Origin of the sequence: Rhodococcus jostii NBRC 16295 (genome assembly GCF_001894825.1) — a bacterium.
Classification (GTDB): domain Bacteria; phylum Actinomycetota; class Actinomycetes; order Mycobacteriales; family Mycobacteriaceae; genus Rhodococcus_F; species Rhodococcus_F jostii.
The window spans coordinates 19,567-35,066 of the sequence record NZ_BCWY01000016.1; the positions used below are offsets into that span (position 1 = coordinate 19,567).

At 64.3% G+C, this 15,500-nt stretch carries 18 protein-coding genes; 9 read left to right on the top strand and 9 right to left on the bottom strand.

Annotation, left to right across the window (positions count from 1 at the left end):
* Window positions 1–23: 23 nt before the first annotated feature.
* The 3 genes from RJ1_RS12915 to RJ1_RS12925 all read left to right on the top strand — a co-directional run bounded on the left by RJ1_RS12915 (window position 24) and on the right by RJ1_RS12925 (window position 1,788).
* Window positions 24–296 carry an FAD-dependent oxidoreductase gene (locus tag RJ1_RS12915; RefSeq protein WP_275887701.1) on the top strand — a complete coding sequence of 91 codons (273 nt, stop codon included), beginning with the start codon at window positions 24–26 and terminating at the stop codon, window positions 294–296.
* A gap of 553 nt (window positions 297–849) precedes the next feature.
* Window positions 850–996, top strand: coding sequence for a hypothetical protein (locus RJ1_RS47670; protein WP_240319682.1), 147 nt, complete (start codon window positions 850–852; stop codon window positions 994–996).
* Between the two features lie 363 nt (window positions 997–1,359).
* Window positions 1,360–1,788: a hypothetical protein gene (locus RJ1_RS12925; protein ID WP_073360445.1), complete on the top strand. Its 429-nt coding sequence runs from the start codon at window positions 1,360–1,362 to the stop codon at window positions 1,786–1,788.
* A 169-nt stretch (window positions 1,789–1,957) separates the two neighbouring features.
* On the opposite strand, the gene RJ1_RS47675 is transcribed toward RJ1_RS12925, so the two are convergent.
* Together RJ1_RS47675 and RJ1_RS12935 are read right to left on the bottom strand one after the other, a co-directional pair.
* On the bottom strand, window positions 1,958–2,236 hold the full coding sequence (locus RJ1_RS47675) for a hypothetical protein (protein ID WP_240320044.1): 279 nt from the start codon (window positions 2,234–2,236) through the stop codon (window positions 1,958–1,960).
* Window positions 2,237–2,665: 429 nt separating this feature from the next.
* Complete coding sequence (locus RJ1_RS12935) at window positions 2,666–3,673, bottom strand: LacI family DNA-binding transcriptional regulator (RefSeq protein ID WP_073360447.1); 1,008 nt, start codon at window positions 3,671–3,673, stop codon at window positions 2,666–2,668.
* A gap of 134 nt (window positions 3,674–3,807) precedes the next feature.
* On the opposite strand from RJ1_RS12935, the gene RJ1_RS12940 reads away from it, so the two are divergent.
* The 3 genes from RJ1_RS12940 to aguB are packed head-to-tail and all read left to right on the top strand — an operon-like array spanning window position 3,808 to window position 6,599.
* Window positions 3,808–4,032 carry a hypothetical protein gene (locus tag RJ1_RS12940; RefSeq protein ID WP_073360449.1) on the top strand — a complete coding sequence of 75 codons (225 nt, stop codon included), beginning with the start codon at window positions 3,808–3,810 and terminating at the stop codon, window positions 4,030–4,032.
* On the top strand, window positions 4,032–5,585 hold the full coding sequence (locus RJ1_RS12945) for a sodium:solute symporter family protein (RefSeq protein WP_240319683.1): 1,554 nt from the start codon (window positions 4,032–4,034) through the stop codon (window positions 5,583–5,585). The genes RJ1_RS12940 and RJ1_RS12945 overlap by 1 nt, the downstream gene beginning before the upstream one ends.
* A gap of 45 nt (window positions 5,586–5,630) precedes the next feature.
* On the top strand, window positions 5,631–6,599 hold the full coding sequence (gene aguB, locus RJ1_RS12950; RefSeq protein ID WP_073360451.1) for an N-carbamoylputrescine amidase: 969 nt from the start codon (window positions 5,631–5,633) through the stop codon (window positions 6,597–6,599).
* Window positions 6,600–7,338: 739 nt separating this feature from the next.
* Here the strand turns inward: aguB and RJ1_RS46720 are convergent.
* Complete coding sequence (locus RJ1_RS46720) at window positions 7,339–7,491, bottom strand: hypothetical protein (RefSeq protein WP_162850314.1); 153 nt, start codon at window positions 7,489–7,491, stop codon at window positions 7,339–7,341.
* Between the two features lie 291 nt (window positions 7,492–7,782).
* On the opposite strand from RJ1_RS46720, the gene RJ1_RS12955 reads away from it, so the two are divergent.
* Entirely contained in the window at window positions 7,783–8,094 is a 312-nt protein-coding gene (locus tag RJ1_RS12955; RefSeq protein ID WP_074872799.1) for a hypothetical protein, read from the top strand.
* Window positions 8,095–8,257: 163 nt separating this feature from the next.
* Here RJ1_RS12955 and RJ1_RS12960 read toward each other — a convergent pair whose 3' ends face one another.
* Complete coding sequence (locus tag RJ1_RS12960) at window positions 8,258–8,965, bottom strand: cutinase family protein (RefSeq protein WP_073360456.1); 708 nt, start codon at window positions 8,963–8,965, stop codon at window positions 8,258–8,260.
* Window positions 8,966–9,578: 613 nt separating this feature from the next.
* Here RJ1_RS12960 and RJ1_RS12965 point away from each other — a divergent pair.
* Entirely contained in the window at window positions 9,579–9,869 is a 291-nt protein-coding gene (locus RJ1_RS12965) for a DUF4193 domain-containing protein (protein ID WP_073360458.1), read from the top strand.
* 122 nt (window positions 9,870–9,991) lie between these two features.
* On the opposite strand, the gene RJ1_RS12970 is transcribed toward RJ1_RS12965, so the two are convergent.
* The 5 genes from RJ1_RS12970 to RJ1_RS12985 all read right to left on the bottom strand — a co-directional run bounded on the left by RJ1_RS12970 (window position 9,992) and on the right by RJ1_RS12985 (window position 13,803).
* Window positions 9,992–10,303: a hypothetical protein gene (locus RJ1_RS12970; RefSeq protein WP_073360597.1), complete on the bottom strand. Its 312-nt coding sequence runs from the start codon at window positions 10,301–10,303 to the stop codon at window positions 9,992–9,994.
* A gap of 466 nt (window positions 10,304–10,769) precedes the next feature.
* On the bottom strand, window positions 10,770–10,961 hold the full coding sequence (locus RJ1_RS12975) for a hypothetical protein (protein WP_073360460.1): 192 nt from the start codon (window positions 10,959–10,961) through the stop codon (window positions 10,770–10,772).
* Between the two features lie 821 nt (window positions 10,962–11,782).
* A complete protein-coding gene (locus RJ1_RS12980; protein ID WP_083400427.1) occupies window positions 11,783–12,064 on the bottom strand; it encodes a hypothetical protein in 282 nt (93 codons plus the stop codon).
* Window positions 12,065–12,224: 160 nt separating this feature from the next.
* Window positions 12,225–12,365, bottom strand: a complete 141-nt coding sequence (locus tag RJ1_RS46725; protein ID WP_162850315.1) for a hypothetical protein — start codon at window positions 12,363–12,365, stop codon at window positions 12,225–12,227.
* A 1,204-nt stretch (window positions 12,366–13,569) separates the two neighbouring features.
* Window positions 13,570–13,803: a hypothetical protein gene (locus tag RJ1_RS12985; RefSeq protein ID WP_240319684.1), complete on the bottom strand. Its 234-nt coding sequence runs from the start codon at window positions 13,801–13,803 to the stop codon at window positions 13,570–13,572.
* Between the two features lie 769 nt (window positions 13,804–14,572).
* Between RJ1_RS12985 and RJ1_RS12995 the strand changes: the two genes are divergently transcribed.
* The gene (locus tag RJ1_RS12995; RefSeq protein ID WP_240319685.1) at window positions 14,573–15,268 is read left to right on the top strand and encodes a chymotrypsin family serine protease; all 696 of its coding nucleotides are present in this window, start codon (window positions 14,573–14,575) and stop codon (window positions 15,266–15,268) included.
* Window positions 15,269–15,500: the final 232 nt, after the last annotated feature.

The following is a 15,500-nucleotide window of genomic DNA, read 5'->3' on the forward strand; positions in this document are numbered from 1 at the left end:
CCGTCCTCGACGTCCGACCCTTCATCGAGGACACCCCGACCGTCTACGCCCGCAACGCCGAACAGGTACCCGACCTCCCCACCTGGGGCGATCAACGAACCATGATCCTCGGTGACGCCGCCCACGGCATGTCACCCGCAGCAGGCCAAGGCGCCTCCCTCGCCATCGCCGACGCCCTCACCACCGCAGCCGTCCTCCACCCGCACACCCCCGAATCAGCATTTACCACCGCGATCGGCCGGCGCCGCACCGCCACCGACCAGGCCCGCACCACGACCCGACGAACCACCCGATAGCCCGGCCAACTGAACCATGTTGCCCCGCTGGCAATCACGGGGACGAGCTACACATGCCGGCCACCTGATTCCGGGGCTCACCGAGCACCGCAGCAGAAACACTGCGAGCACGGTCATCGCGGGCAGTATCCTTTCGTGTTGCTCCATCACACCCTGTGGCGACTCGACGGCGTGTGGGAGGAACTTCGGGCAGGCCGGTATCGGACACCGCAGACGGGAATTCATCAGCCCTGATGTCATCCGGCGCACGCTGGGTCCGTCGACTGCGACGATGGTTCCACGCCGATCCCGGAATGGAAGCAGGACAGTCTGGCGTGGCGCTTCGCCATGACCGACGACAGTCCGGACTTCCAGGCCCCCCGGCTTTGAGCCACCGGCCGCGTGGCTGCTCGCGATCGGAGCCGTTGCCCGCGATCTGCGGTGCCTGCGATACGGACACAACGTGCGGGTCGACCGACTGGTGTGGGAACTCGAAATCAACGACCAGTACACCGTCACGATCGGCTGACGCGGACCAGGAGTCGGTGGATTCAACCTCTGCCACGGACTATCGATGGATGCCCCCTACCCGCAGGCCGCGGTCTGGGTCGCCGACACCACGCAAGGCGAACTCGCCGGATACGACTTCGTCCAGTGGCCATCGCGAGGACGGCACATGCTCAACCCCCGCCTGCGTGGCGAATCCGGCTCGCGTGGTTGAGGAACGACCAGCACCAGCTGCCGGCGCTCATCGAGGGACCGTCAGGCCCGACCACCGGTTACGGTAGGTGAAAGTCCGCGCTCAACTGCCACGGCAGCACTGCCGATTACCCCACGGTCAGATTGAAGTCGTCGAGGAGCGAGGCGGTCACCGCGCTCACCGCAACAGCCCTCATAGCTGTGACGTGAATCCGATACCAGCCCGTATCACCTCATCGACTCTTCAGATCCAGAGTGCATGGTCCGGGCCCCTCCGCCGCAGGAGCACTGTCGACCGGTCAGCCACGCGAAGCGGCAACTCGATGCGGGCAACGGCTAACGTGAGGACACGTCTTTCGCACGTTCCCTGACCAAGGAGTCCGACATGGCCCTGCCGATTCCCTCCGGACGGCGTACCAGTGCCGCTCTCGCTCTGGCCACTGCAACGGTTCTGATCGGCTCAGCCTCCGCCGGCGCCGACCCTGCCACCCCGCCGATTCCTCGCGGCTCCCTCGTGTTCGTCAACGACGTGCTCGGTCCGCAGGACCCCGGCTTCTGGAACCCCGATGTCCCGGGAACCCGCGTTCTGACTCCAGTCGAGCCCGGGGTGAGCGTGGTATGCACAAGCGGCTTCGAACCGACCCCCGGGTGCTCGACACTCGACATGCGCGACTGGACCTCGCCGCAGCGCTCCCTCGTATTCGTCGACGTCCCCATGATCGGACGGCCACCATTGCGAGTGTGGATGGACATCCTCCCCCGCTTGGACGAGGGCTCCCTGGGGCAACTGATGGAACACCTCTTCCCTCGTTGACACCGGGCATTCTCAGGTGCTGCGAACCGCCACCCTCGGTGGGCTACGAGGAGCCCTGTGAGCCAACCGATCGTCGCTCCAACGAGGAAAAGCTATGACCCGATTGGGCCACGGGTAGACGACACCGATCCCGTCCGCTGTTTGCTGGTGCCTCACCCGATGCCCCACCTCACGGGCGAAAACCACCCGCCGCCGACAAACCGGCCAGCACCGCCCACCAGCCCACCGCGAAGATCACGGGGTTCCCTGCGATGTCGAGGCAGTCCATCACCAACTCCCCTCGTGGCGTGTCACTGCCCCGGCACTCGAGAGCAGACTCGAGCGTGTCAGCCCACCGACGGGCTCCGCCCCGGTCGCCGAGCACATCCCGATCACCGGCGAAGACGACGAAGGTCCTCGAGGGCAGCCTGCGCCAAACGGCCTTGCTCGGGCACGAGAGGATCGGCACCGACCACCTCCTCCTGGCCATGCTCGACGACCCCGCCTCCACCGGCGCTCAAATCCTCACCGCCCCCATATCCCTCAACATCAGCGAGGTGCGCGGACACCCCCAGCACAACCTCGCCAACAGGCCCACCCCCGGCCCGCCCACCGCATCCCCATCCGGCTCAACGACGACGAATACACCCTCGCCCTGGGCGCCGCCCGCACCACCGGACAAAACCTCGAAACCTTCGATCCACGAACGCATCACCGACGCCAAATAACCCGAATAGCTATGGGAACCAACGCCGAATGCTGCAGGGTGTCGTACGAATATACCCTCGGTCGCGGAACCTCGAAAGAGTATTGGACCCCGCGCAGGATCCCCGTGAGAGCCTAATGGGGGTGCAAACGCGTCTCCGCGGCCTCTCAGTGGGGATCAGGCGGACAGCCCTCAACTCGGTTGTGCATCAGAGGCATCGACAGTTCGATGCAAGTTCGCCGCATGAAAACGGTGCAGTGGTTCGGATGGAGGTGAAGTGGACACTTCAACGAGGAAGTCCATGGCCTCGTGGCCGAAACTGCGCGGGGCAAGGTCTACTGCGAAGATCTGAGAACTTCCCAACTCACTGACGGGGTCGCCAGCAAGGGAGGCCACGCGAAAATCGTGATCGCTGTTGACGTCGGGGGTCTTCCCGAGCGAGTGCAGCATCGGGAGGGCGCGCCCGGCCAATCCTTGGGGCCCGAACACGATTGCGTCGACGGCGCATTCACCAGTCAATTTTTCGAGAGCAGCGAACAGTTCGTCCTCGTTGGGGTCTGCGGGTAAGAGGAGCATGTGCGGCTCGATGCCCTCACGGAGGCACCACTCTTCGAAGCTGCTCTTCGAGTCGGCGGCCCAATGGGGGCCGCGTAGTGATTCGAGGCCGACGTAGCCCGGACGCCGCGTACCTGTTGATTTGAGTTGCTCGAGAACAAAGTCGACGACGGCGCGATGGTCGATCTCGATCGTTCCCACCGGTTGCGCGGGCAGCGGAAGGGGGCCGCTCCGTCCGGCGAAGACGATCGGGATCGCGGCCCGGAGCATCCTGTCGACTACCGGGTCGTCGTCGAGAGCATCGATGACGAGCGCGCCGTCGACCTGGAAGTGTTCGGACGTTCGCGTATGGAGCGTGAGATCTCGTCCGACGGACGCCGCTGCGTCCGCTGCTCCGAAAGCGAAATGCATGTAGAAGGACAGTCCTCGGACCTCCGAGGGAATGTACAACCCGAACGCGCCGGTCGTTCGCCGACGCAATGACCGGGCGGCACGATTCGACACGTATCCCATCGACTGTGCGGCCGTCATCACCCGCTGACGCGTGGCCTCCGACACCCGACCGGATCCGATCAACGCATCGGACACCGTCGTCTTCGACAGCCCGAGTTCGCGAGCCAGATCGATGATCGTCACTGCCGGCATGCCGCAATCGTACTGAGGTTCCGGTTTGGAAACTTCAACAACACTCCTTGACATGTGACCGGCGTTACGTGACGATAAAAATATGCCGGAACGTTCCGGCAAATGCCCTGAGGGCCCTACCACGGAGTTTGCACATGTCATATTCAGCTCGACCGTCCGCGAGAAGGTCGCGTTCCGCCCTGATACTGGGGCTCCTGGCGCTCGACTTCGTCATTGGGCTGGCACCGACGCTGCACTGGCTGGCCGGCAACGGCACCGCCGTGGTCTCGATCGGATATTTCGTCGCAGCCGGTGTGTTCATCACGCTGAGCCTGTTCGTGATGACCGCACTCGACTCGGCGGGCGGGGGCGATCATTGATGAACATGCTCATCGGATACGGAGGCATCGCCGTTTTCTTCGTTGTCGTCGTGACGGCCTTGGAGCTCACCAAGCGGAAAGACGCAACCTTCAGTGAGTACGCGACGGCCGGGCGGTCCTTCGGATCGTTCTTCGGAACCATGGCGTTCCTCAATACGTGGCTGCCAGGGACGATGTTCATCTCGTTCGCCGGGCTCGCCGCGAGCGCCGGAGTCATCGGTTTCTACTCGATGATCTATTCCCTGCTGGCCGTCGTGCTCATGTTCTTCCTCGCAAAACCCGTACACGATTGGGGTAAGCGCTACGACCTGAGATCCCAAGCCGACCTGCTCGGCGCCCGCTACAACTCACGCGCGGTCCGGGTAGTTGCCGCAGTGATCGGAATCGCCGCGTCCTTTCCCTGGATCGTTCTCGGGATGCAGTCGCTGGCACTGGTATTCAAGTATCTGTCATTCGGGCACGTCGGAGCGAACGCGGCTGTGCTGATCGGCATCGTGGTGATCGGCCTCCGCCAGATCTGGACGGTCAGATTCGGCATGCGCGGGGTGATCATCAGCGACATGGTGCAGGGCATCGCCGCCTACTTCATCGGGACCCTCATCGTCCTCGGCCTACTCACCTGGCTTGTCAGCAACGGGCACGGATTCGACAACGTCGCCGCGGACCACTTCGAGCTGCCCGGACCGGGCAGCTCGCTCGGACCTCTCTACCTCTTGTCTCTGATTCTCACCGGCGCGCTGGGAGGTTGGTGCTGGCCGGACATCTTTGTCCGGCTGTTCACGGCGAGAAGCGTCGCGACGATCAAACGCTCGGCAGTGCAAGCGGCGCCAGTGCTGCTGATCTTCGGGGCGGCATTGACCTTGATGGCGATCGCCGCTTCCAGCGTCCCCGGCGTAGCCGAGGCGCCCGACGACGTGTGGTTCATCACGGCCGGGGTCGGAGGTGTCGTCCTGATCACCGTCGCCGGTATCTGCGTGGTCGCCGCCACCATGGGCAACGTGGGTGCCAATCTTCAGGCCCTAGGAACCCAAACCGCCAACGACATCGTCGGCGTTGCACGGGGAGTCCGAGTCACCGATCCGCGGATCGGACGCATCACCGTTGGCGTGCTGACTCTGCTCGCCGCGCTCGGGGCCTTCGTTACCGCCGGCACCTCCTCCGGATTGATCACCCTCGCCCTCATCTCTTACCAGGGGATCTGCCAGCTCGCCCCAACATTGTTCCTCGGGATCTTCTGGAGAAGAGGCACCGCCACGGCCGCGGTCTCAGCGATGACCAGCGGGTTCGTGACTGCAGGTGTCCTCCAGCTGGTCTACCCGATCTCGATCCCCTGGCTCGGAGGCCTCACCTCCGGTGTCGCAGCACTACTCGTCAACGCGGCCGTCTACGTCGCCCTGACCTACGCAGCGCCGATGACCACCGCCGAACGCCGGAGAGTGGATCTGCTGTTCGACCGCCTGCACGCTTCGGACGCCGATCCGGACCCCCAGACCCACCCCGACCGCGCGGTGGACCTCAATTCCCATACACCACCCATTAGCACCCGCACCTAGAAGGCAATCCACATGAGACCCACCCCGGAAACAAAGCCACTGCCAGTGACCGTGGCCGCCACCCAGTTCGCCTGCACCTGGGACCTACACGAAAATCTTGCCACCGCCGAGCGCCTGGTACGCAAAGCCGCCGGCGCCGGCGCCCAGATCATCGCCCTCCCCGAGTTATTCGAGACGCCGTACTTCTGCCAGAGCCTCGACGACGAGTACTTTTCACTCGCCGCACCCATCGACGAGAACCCCGCGGTGCAACTGGGACGCGACCTTGCCCACGAACTGCAGGTCGTTCTACCGGTGAGCACATTCGAACGCGACGGTCAGAAGTACTTCAACAGCGTCACCATCATCGATGCAGACGGCACGATCCTCGGAACATATCGGAAAACGCACATACCGGAAGGCCCCGGATATCACGAGAAGTTCTACTTCAATCCCGGCGACACAGGCGTGAGAGCGTGGCGCACGCGTTACGCCACCATCGGCGTCGGTATCTGCTGGGATCAGTGGTTCGTCGAATCGGCGAGAATCATGGCGTTACAAGGAGCAGAAATACTGCTCTACCCCACCGCAATCGGATCAAGCCCCACCCCGAACGACCACCACGGTGACCACTCCACCGAACCGGGAGACTTGCAGAATACCGAACTGCGACACACCCACTGGCAGACCGTGCAGCGCGGACACGCAGCCGCCAACATGATGCCGATCGTCGCAGCCAACCGAATCGGCGTCGAGACCCAGGGCACCACGCACATCGAATTCTTCGGGCAGTCCTTCATCACGAACCAACGGGGAGAAGTCGTCGAGGAACTGAGCAATGACAGGGAAGGAGTCATTCTCCACGAGTTCGATCTGGAGAAGCTGCGCACCCAGCGAGCAAGCTGGGGCCTCTTCCGCGACCGCCGCCCCAGTGCCTACACCGACCTGACCGCCGGTTCATACCCACCATCGAATCGAACGACTCCTCTCTCACCCCACCGCAATCGCGCCTCGGTGTCGTCAAGCACCATCTGACAGTGGACGGACCCGCCACCGCGCCAACCCGATCAACCCAACACCGGCATCGGTCACCGCACGGTGGCGTGCCCTCCCGCCACGCAGGGCGAAGGCGCCCGCGCGGCGGTCTGGGTGAGCCCCGACGCCACTCACCCGGGCCTGCCCTGCGGCAAAGTGAGCGTGCGCATCGACAGCAATGATCAAGGCTCACGTCAGCTGCCTTACTGGTCTGCATTCCCCTGGTGACCGCGCTGCGGGACCGGGTGGCCCGACGAGCGGTGCGTCCGGTCGACGCCATCCGAACACCCTCCCCTATACGCTCGTCGAATCGGGATCCAAAGTCATGATGACAACAAACCCGACAATCGCACACTGCTGGAGATCCCCATGGATTCCCTCTTGCGCAGCGGGTTTCATAAGACATCCGGATCCGGTGTTCGATACATCGGGGTGACTCTGGGCTTTCAGGTGGCCAGTCTCATCGGCGCCGGTTCTACACCGTTGATCGCGAGCAGCCTCCTAGCGGCTTCCAGGAGGCACCCGGCCGCTGAGCGTCAGGATTTGCAGCGACGGCCCCGTCACCATCGTCGCGATGTGCCAAATGGTCGAACCCCGGGGACGCGACCTCACCACTGACCCGCTCTGAACTCCAAGCTTCTGACCTGGGACGCTGGAATCGCGGCTCGCCGCGTCAGCCGCGGGTCCCGCGCCGTTCGCCGGTTGTGCGGACACGCCCGCAGGAGCGTGAATGCCCCGATCAATCGCTGGGAGGCATGAGGCGTTCGAGCAACTCGGCCAGCTCGGCAATGGTGATCTCGACCGTGCCGAACAGCGGATCACCATCCATAGCGGCGTGGGCCACAGCCCGGCCGAGACGTTCAATGAGGTCGGCGTGCAGCTGATCGGTCATGACATATCAGTCTCCGCGAAACCCCGCACCAAGAGGCCCATTCATGTCGCCCGCGGTGTGTCCCGCACCAGACGTAGCGCAGGCGGATCCTCGCTCAACACGCAGAAACCAACGTAGAGTACGTCGAAGCACCACCTGTCCCCTCACCGGTCGCGTCTTCGTCATGACGCACAACATGACAATTTCTGAAGAGAGGGCCACAGCCCTACTCCGCCGGTGAACCCGCACCGACCGCGTCGACCGCGGCAAGACGGCGCAGCCATCGTGTACCTCACGCAATGGCGTCATCGTGTGGAATCGGTTGAACGCCGGGTGCGCTACGGACCGCGACCGAGACCGGCACTCGACAACAGAGTGACCATCACCGGCACCCTCACCGGATGCCCGGCATGCGACAGTCGACTTCTCGGCGACGGACCCCGGGACCGACTCGAACGCCTCATGCGGCAGGGCGGCCGACGCGCTCACCGTCTTCACGTCGCAGTCACCCGGCTCGACCAGCGATATCGCGACGCGATCATCGAAGTCGAGGCCCCCGCATCCCTCCCCTGGTGGGACAGGCGGATCCCGTGGGTGAGTAAGCTCGGCATCCCGCTCACGTGACCCGGGCAACCGGGGCGCTCAGGGCAGTGCACGGCCCCGACGTGGCGTGGAAACAGTGCGGCATGCCACCGAGATGACCCCGCCAGTCGGGCTCCGGTGCGCGGCCGGCAAGCGCCAGCCCGATCCCTAAGATCTGAGGCGATGCACCAAGCGCGCGGACCGGCTAGAGGCGAGCGGCGGCGAACTGTGCAGCCGCGATGGTCATCCCGTTCGCGGGATACAACGCGTGCACGACATTGGGGCTTCCGAGAGGGGAACCATCGCAGATGTTGTCGCCGGGAGCGCACAAATCGATTGTCTTAGGATCGAATAGCGGCCCGACAACGATCGGCGGACTGCCTGCATCACGCATGAACCGATCCGAGGGTTTTCCAAAGAAGACGACCGCGGCAACGTGGCTCGCCACATCCGGCGACAACGGTCCGGGTAGGACCAGCTCAGTAGGTAATCCGGCTGGATTTTCGTCCGCGGTGACAAACCCTGCCACAGCCGCGCCCTGGGAGTAACCGCCGACCACCATCCTCGTGTTGGGGCAGCTTGTCGCCATGAACTGAATCCGGGAATGCATGTCCCGCATCCCGTCGACGAAGGTGTGGACAAACGCTTGTTTGTCATCGAAATTGCTACCGGCAGGGTAGTTGACGGCGTACACCCCGATCGACCGCGTGCCCGCGAACAAGCGCAGCGATTCGACGAATGAGAGTCCTGTGCTGCCCACGCCATCCGGTTGATCGGTACCCCTGGCGAACGCCACCTCGACATCGGGACATGGCTGGGCGGATGCGGGCGGGGGTTCGACGGGTACGCCGAGCAGCGCTGCACACGTCAGCATCGCCGTGCACAGGAATCGAGCGAGCGTGCGTGTCGCCATGAGGTAAACACTACATTCAGTAACGACACGATCATGCTTCCTTCACCGACCCGGGAAACAATTCTCCTCCGACCGGTCAATCACCACATTCCACTGCAACGAGACTTGGGGGTTGACGCCGGTGTGGAAGATCCGTCGACCGCTCGCCATCCCAGTCGATCGGATCGCCAACGCTACGGTCAAGTGCCTGCACAACCTGTGAGCAACCTACGGCCAAGAAATATTGCGTTGCAGCAACGTCCACACTTCCGGCTAGTGAATGACATTGGCGGACAATGATTAGCGGGCTGGCCAGCTACACGGTGACTACTCCATCACTGTCGGCCGGCATCCAGATCCAGTCAGTGGGCAACAACTCTGCGGGTGGGACGCAACCCAGCGGACCGCCGCAACCAACACCCTTCCAAGGTCGGCTGAACCGCAGAGGAGATCGAGGCGTCAGGTACACCGAACTTCCAGCCCGCATCGTTACAACAACGCATCCGCATCGACACGGTGGCCGAGCGCGCCACACACGACGCACCCGCACGGCCCGACCCCGGAAGCCTCTCGCGGTGCCGCACCCTTTAACCTGGCGGATTCGAAACACCGAGAGCATGAGGACGAAACAGACATGGCCACCGACTACGACGCCCCCAGAATCACCGAATCCGACGAGCCGGATACGTCCCTCGAACAGCTCACCGCCAGCCGGAAAGACACCCAGTCCCCCGTCGTCGACGTCGAAGACACCGACACCGCCGAATCCTGCGAACTGCCCGGCGCCGACCTGTCCGGCGAAGAACTCACGGTCCGCGTCATCCCCAAGCAGGCGGACGAATTCACCTGCACCAGTTGCTTTCTGGTTCACCACCGCAGCCGCCTCGCCGACCCCGCGCAGCTGATCTGCCGGGACTGCACCTAACCGAACACCGGACCCTCGCCGGGTACCTCGGACGCCTGCGGGCTCCGCACGACACTGGGGCACCCCGCATCCCGACACCTCGCGGGCCGGGACCCGTCCGCGGGCGGCGTGGTGCGCAGCCGTCATTCTCCCCGGTGCCGGCCGGATGTGCGCGCGGCCTGATCGCGGTCCGGGTCCGGGGTTCGGTGGTGGAAACTCGGATCGATGGTCAGGTCCTCGGTGTCGGCGAAGATCAGCCGCCCGTCGTCGACCGCGATCGCCCACCGATGCACCGGCGCCCACTCGTGCCCACCACCGCCGGGGTCGGTCACTACCGCATAATCCTCGACAACCACACCGGTGAGATCGGCCGCGGCGCTCCTGCGGACCAGCACCCGGACACCGACCGTCAACACCGGGCCATCGACCGGCCGGTTGCCGCTGTTTCGGACCATGCTGCGCCACCTTCCCTCCGCGAACTCCCAGGATCGAGCATAAGCACCGCCCGGACCGGCACGCGAGCCGACCTGCACGAACACCGCCCACACACGCCGCGCTCCGCGGCCGACCTCTCAACATTCCCTCCCCATTACCGCGCCGCAGCAACGCCCCCTGCGGGCACGACACCCGGACCCGGCCGCTGCTGGGCACCGGCATCCCCACCCCGAACGCTCAGAGGCTCACACACCCGCCCAGGTGCGCTCTGAAGCAGGTCCGGTCACCCGCCGTACTCATCCCGCCGTTGTGCAGATCGCGGTCGCCGGCGGCGTGCGGATGGCGCACTAATTGGCCTGCGGCGAGCATGTGCAGTCGTTTCGGCGCGCTGAGCGGACTAATTCTGACGGCCGGACGATCCGGTGACGGGAACGTCGGTGCGGGCCGCCCGGTCCACGCCAGGGGCGTCGAGGCTCCGGTGTGTCGCTATCGGTGGTCGCGGCGGTACTGCTCGGCGATCTCGTCGGCGTCCCGTGCCAGCCAGGTCAGCTCCCCCACCGATTCATCCCCGGGCGAGAGCAGATCCGCCCATCGGCACTGCGGTCCGCGGACGCACACCAACGCCAACCCGGAATCCGACAACGTCTGCCACAGCTGCTCACCCACCGGCGACCCCATATCCCCCATTCAACCGCAACACACCCCACTTACCCGAGGTCCATACCAACCGGTCCGACCTCGAACATCCGCATCCACCGCCGGGCGCTGTACACCACACGTCGACGATCTCTCATTGCCCGGGCGGGCAGAGTTCGGCACCAGGCGAGTCGATCAGTCAGGCACCGAATCCGTCCTGTCAGAACCAACGCCCGTACTCGAATGCGTGTATTTGAATCGGCGCCTGCACCGACGGCCGCCGGCCGAAGTGCGGGCAACCGAAAAAGTCATGTGGCCCGGGTCACATTTCGCCGATCGGGGCGGGCTGCGGACCTACCATTTCCTCGCACCGGAACACGAAGGAGCAGTTCGCCAAAACAATACTGCGCCAGCCAAACCTGTACTGGCTAGCAGCGATTGGTGCACACACCGCTCCGCCGAAATTCGTAGATCCGGGCGAAAACTTTACACGAAGCACACGTCCGAGGAGACATCAGAGACACCATCACCCTGGTACACCGACGCGCAACCGCACCGCCCGACCGTAGTACGCCTCCTCCCGGACGCGCACTGAATGAGGAGCGCGGTCAGGATTCCCGCGCCGGGTACCTGTTGTATGTCCCGGCGAGGCCCGGCCGGAGCGGACGACACTCCGACCGGGCCGCTTCGGCTCACCTGGGGCGTCACCGCAGCTCGGGAGCCCTCTGGCGCGTATGCCACAGCGGCCGAGATGGTTTCAGATTCCGGTGATATTCCAGTCCCGGGCTCGACGTCGAAGGCTCAGCCCCTCCCGCACCCACAGCTGCGAACCAACCACCGCGCCCCGGCGCACCTCGTCGCACTCAACCGACGCAGATCAGTGCACCCACGACCGCTACTGCGACCAGCGAGGCGCCGCCGCAGATCAGCCACGCCCTCGTTGCCAGCTGCCGCCACCGATCACACTGCTCGTCCGCATTCGCGACGGCGACCGAGCCCACCGGATTCGGATGGGACGCTCGGGACTCCGCAAGGCGGCGGACCTTCGCGTCCGCTCGTGCCGCCACACCGAACGAGACGGGGACCACCAGAAGCGTCACCACCAGCAGGCCAACCATGAGACCCACGCTCGTCCCGAACATCATCGCCCCTTCCACGGCAAACGGGGCCCGTCACGGGTATCGCGCGTTTACTGCCGGCCACGCGGAGCCACGGGCACAACCACGCCCCTGTCAGCTCTATCGCCGAACTGCCACCGAGTGTTTCACTCGCCGGCATCGGCGCACGACCATGAGTCCGCCGGGCCTACACGCCGGGCATCGGGAACTTCCACACCGCTACCGCAACCACGCCCATGATCAGCCCGGCGTACAGAACAGTGCCAACCACACCGACCCGCAACGTATTCAGCAGATTCATACCCAAGTTTTCGGCGATCCGTGCCATGACAACTCTTCTCTCACGTGCAGATAATTCTCGACTGCCACGTCGACGACGCGCACCCGCCACTGTGGACCGACTTCGACACCTGCACATTGGCCGAAATACCTACACCCATACCCGAAATTAGGTCTGGAGCTTTGGGTCTCAGCTTAGGGTTGCAACCGAACACCCCTGAGCACCAGACTTCTCCACAAATTCAGCTGTGTTATACATCACACAACCGGTGTCCGAACCATGTCGCCCAAGCATTTCGCGACACCAGCACAAATCGTGCGGGGTTGCCGGCCCGCCCGCGGGCAGTGATCCGACCGGGCCGTTGGTCGTCTGCGTCAACGGTAAGTGAGCGGCTCGCCGCACATACTCTATTGCACAGAACAGCTACGAATTCGCCCGGAAACCTGCAGCACAGAATAACCAGTGGACGATTCAAGCTTGTCGCTCAAGCACTCGATGCCGAAATCCGCCGACACTGCTGCGGCGAAGCCGAACACGCCAGGTCCGGCAGTACCACCCCTGTCGCAGGCTCGCGCCGATCGCGACCCAGAAACTCCAACAGGATCGTGCACGCGCCGCAGGAAGCGTCGACATCGCACTTACTGGTCGGTAATTCAGCGGTTCGAAAATAGTGCAATGGCATGGATCACACTCCCTGGACTTCCAGGCTCCGGCTCATGAAGATCGTTGATGCGCTGCTCGTTACTACGTGCAGGTTGTCCGTGTAGCGCCCCTGCCAGCTGATATACATCGTTGGCGGGGGCTGCGCTTGGCTGCGCCACAACACATCGACCGTGTCGCCGCCCCACTGGGAACCTTCGACACGGCGACCCTCGGCTGACGTGTCGACCCTCGGAACGAGTCGCCCCTCGCCCCGTCTCGTACTCGAACACTCCTGCCCACCAGACCGCTTCGGGCCGTGACGGCGCAGACCCGACACCGACAACGACCCCTGCCGCTGGCATCTCCACAGGGTTAGGTAGCGAACCAGATCCTCGTCGTCGGGCTGGCGCGAACCACGATGCCGCAGCATGTGTGCAGTCCCATGGAGACGGGCACGGAACCCCAGTGATCACTCACGCGACGATCAAATGCTGCCTGCCCCAGCTCCGCAATCGGTGCCAGCGCGGGCCGGATCAGCGTCCGAGTGCCGCGTTGTGCGCGGTGAGAATCGCACCCAACAGGTAGTGCCCGGCGGCGGAGTCGAGCGCGATCACCCCTCCGACGGCGTAGACGGCCGGGTAGTGTGCACGGCCAGGTCATCGGCCGACATCCAGGCGAGAATGTTCTCGCCGTCCCGCGGCCGATATTGCACGCCATCGACATCGGGGTTCGCGGCGAGGATCGCGGCGACCCACCGACGAGTGTGCAAATACCCCGAGGCGTCACACGTGGACAACCAGGCATCGGCGTTGATCCGGGACGCCCCGGTCCCCGTCACATCCACGACCCACACCATGCGGATCTCGACCCCGTGGACAGCCCCGGGCGCGAAAACGGGTATGCCTACGGGTCGTTCTACCGTCGTCGGATGAACCTCATGGGGGGAGTGTGGGGTCGAACAACCCACGCACCCTGCAAGTCGAGGCCCCCGATGCACGATCAGCTCCACCGCTCCCCCGTTGTCGCACGCGACTTCTTCACCATGTGCCGCTGCGATCAGTGCCGCACCATGCTCGCCGCCGACGCGTCCACGTGCTCGTCGTGCCGCAGCACTGAAGTCAGCAAAGTTCCCTCGTCGGGAACGCCGCGATCCTGTCGTGCACCGTCATCGAGCTGTCGCCGAGCCGGAGGGGCACCGACTTCACCCCCTTCACGGTCACGACCGTGACGCTCGATGATCGGACCGTCGGGCATACGCCCGGGTTGACGACCCTCTCACACAGGGTGCCCGGGGCAAGATCCGCGTTCCGCTATGACCGGACGATGGAGGGCGAGCCATATCCGCTGTTCGTGTGGTTCTGATCGTCGCCCATCCCACCACGGATCCGTGTGGACTGCCGCCGACCGCGCCGTTCATTCCGAACAATGCCTGTGCCCTAACGTCCTTGCTGACGGCCGTGCCGGAAGCCAACGGCGACCGGCAGACAGGGTCCTGCTACTTCCGACCCCCGAAGTCAGCCGTGAAGAAATCATCAAGTCGAGCCCAGTTCGGCCACCAACAAGAGCGGCCTACAGATAGTCCCTCGACGCCCCGAATAAAGAAAGAACTCAAATTGCGAACGGTTTACGGGCTTCTTGCGTGTCTCGCAGTCACCCTCGGCGTATACCTCGTCAACGTACCGGCGGCATCAGCCACCGGTGTCGTGTCCAACGGCATCGCATGGACCGACGACCTGAACCCGGTCCCGCATCCGCCGGGCATCATCGAGTTCTGCACGATGGGCGTCGTGGGCACCGACTTTCTCGGCAACAAGATCGGCATCTCCGCCGCCCACTGCGTCGACGACGCACCCGACGGTGCGCCCGTCTACCGCTACGCGCCGACCGGACCGCGGGAACACATCGGGAACATCGTGTACCGCAGTCCCGGCGGCGGGACCGGCGTCGACTGGGTGGTCATCCGCCTCAATGCCGACGCGGTACTCACATCGAATGGTCCCAGTGCCCGGGTCGACGGAATCGGCGCACCCAACCCGGTCGGTCCCCATTGCAAGGACGGGGCCGGCACCGGCGTCCACTGCGGGGCGATCACCTCGCAGAACACGACACGCTTCTACAGCAACGCCCAATCAGGCGGTGGCGACTCCGGTGGTCCCGTACTTCAGAACAACACCGAGATCGTCGGCATGGTCCGCGGATTCGACACGGCACTGTTCGCGTTCGAGTACATCAAGTTCGCTGCCGTCCTCGACGGCATCAACGCCCAACCCAACCCCGTCGGGAGGGGGTTCGTCGTCACCAACAACTGATACGGACGCAGATTTGCCAAGAGGGCAGCAGGAGGTGGACGTCCGGGACCGTCAGCGGGCTACCACAACTGCTGCACCATCAGCCACAGCCACTCTCGGACAGGTTGGGGAAACGGGCTGTAGTACAGCCACCAATTGTCCATTGTCCGTCCTTCCGCGTGGGCGCCCCGACGGTCCGTCGATCATACGTCCGACATCTCGACCTTGCCCTCGCGCATTCAATCGCGCACCG

What these genes read in the sequence shown, in the direction of transcription:
- RJ1_RS12975 (WP_073360460.1), bottom strand. Translation starts at nt 10,961, where the DNA reads ATGGGGTCGCCGGTGGGTGAGCAGCTGTGGCAGACGTTGTCGGATTCC.
- RJ1_RS12925 (WP_073360445.1), top strand. Translation starts at nt 1,360, where the DNA reads ATGGCCCTGCCGATTCCCTCCGGACGGCGTACCAGTGCCGCTCTCGCT.
- RJ1_RS46720 (WP_162850314.1), bottom strand. Translation starts at nt 7,491, where the DNA reads ATGACCGATCAGCTGCACGCCGACCTCATTGAACGTCTCGGCCGGGCT.
- RJ1_RS12940 (WP_073360449.1), top strand. Translation starts at nt 3,808, where the DNA reads ATGTCATATTCAGCTCGACCGTCCGCGAGAAGGTCGCGTTCCGCCCTG.
- RJ1_RS12960 (WP_073360456.1), bottom strand. Translation starts at nt 8,965, where the DNA reads ATGGCGACACGCACGCTCGCTCGATTCCTGTGCACGGCGATGCTGACG.
- RJ1_RS46725 (WP_162850315.1), bottom strand. Translation starts at nt 12,365, where the DNA reads ATGGCACGGATCGCCGAAAACTTGGGTATGAATCTGCTGAATACGTTG.
- RJ1_RS47670 (WP_240319682.1), top strand. Translation starts at nt 850, where the DNA reads ATGGATGCCCCCTACCCGCAGGCCGCGGTCTGGGTCGCCGACACCACG.
- RJ1_RS12970 (WP_073360597.1), bottom strand. Translation starts at nt 10,303, where the DNA reads ATGGTCCGAAACAGCGGCAACCGGCCGGTCGATGGCCCGGTGTTGACG.
- RJ1_RS12980 (WP_083400427.1), bottom strand. Translation starts at nt 12,064, where the DNA reads ATGATGTTCGGGACGAGCGTGGGTCTCATGGTTGGCCTGCTGGTGGTG.
- RJ1_RS12935 (WP_073360447.1), bottom strand. Translation starts at nt 3,673, where the DNA reads ATGCCGGCAGTGACGATCATCGATCTGGCTCGCGAACTCGGGCTGTCG.
- RJ1_RS12965 (WP_073360458.1), top strand. Translation starts at nt 9,579, where the DNA reads ATGGCCACCGACTACGACGCCCCCAGAATCACCGAATCCGACGAGCCG.
- RJ1_RS12945 (WP_240319683.1), top strand. Translation starts at nt 4,032, where the DNA reads ATGAACATGCTCATCGGATACGGAGGCATCGCCGTTTTCTTCGTTGTC.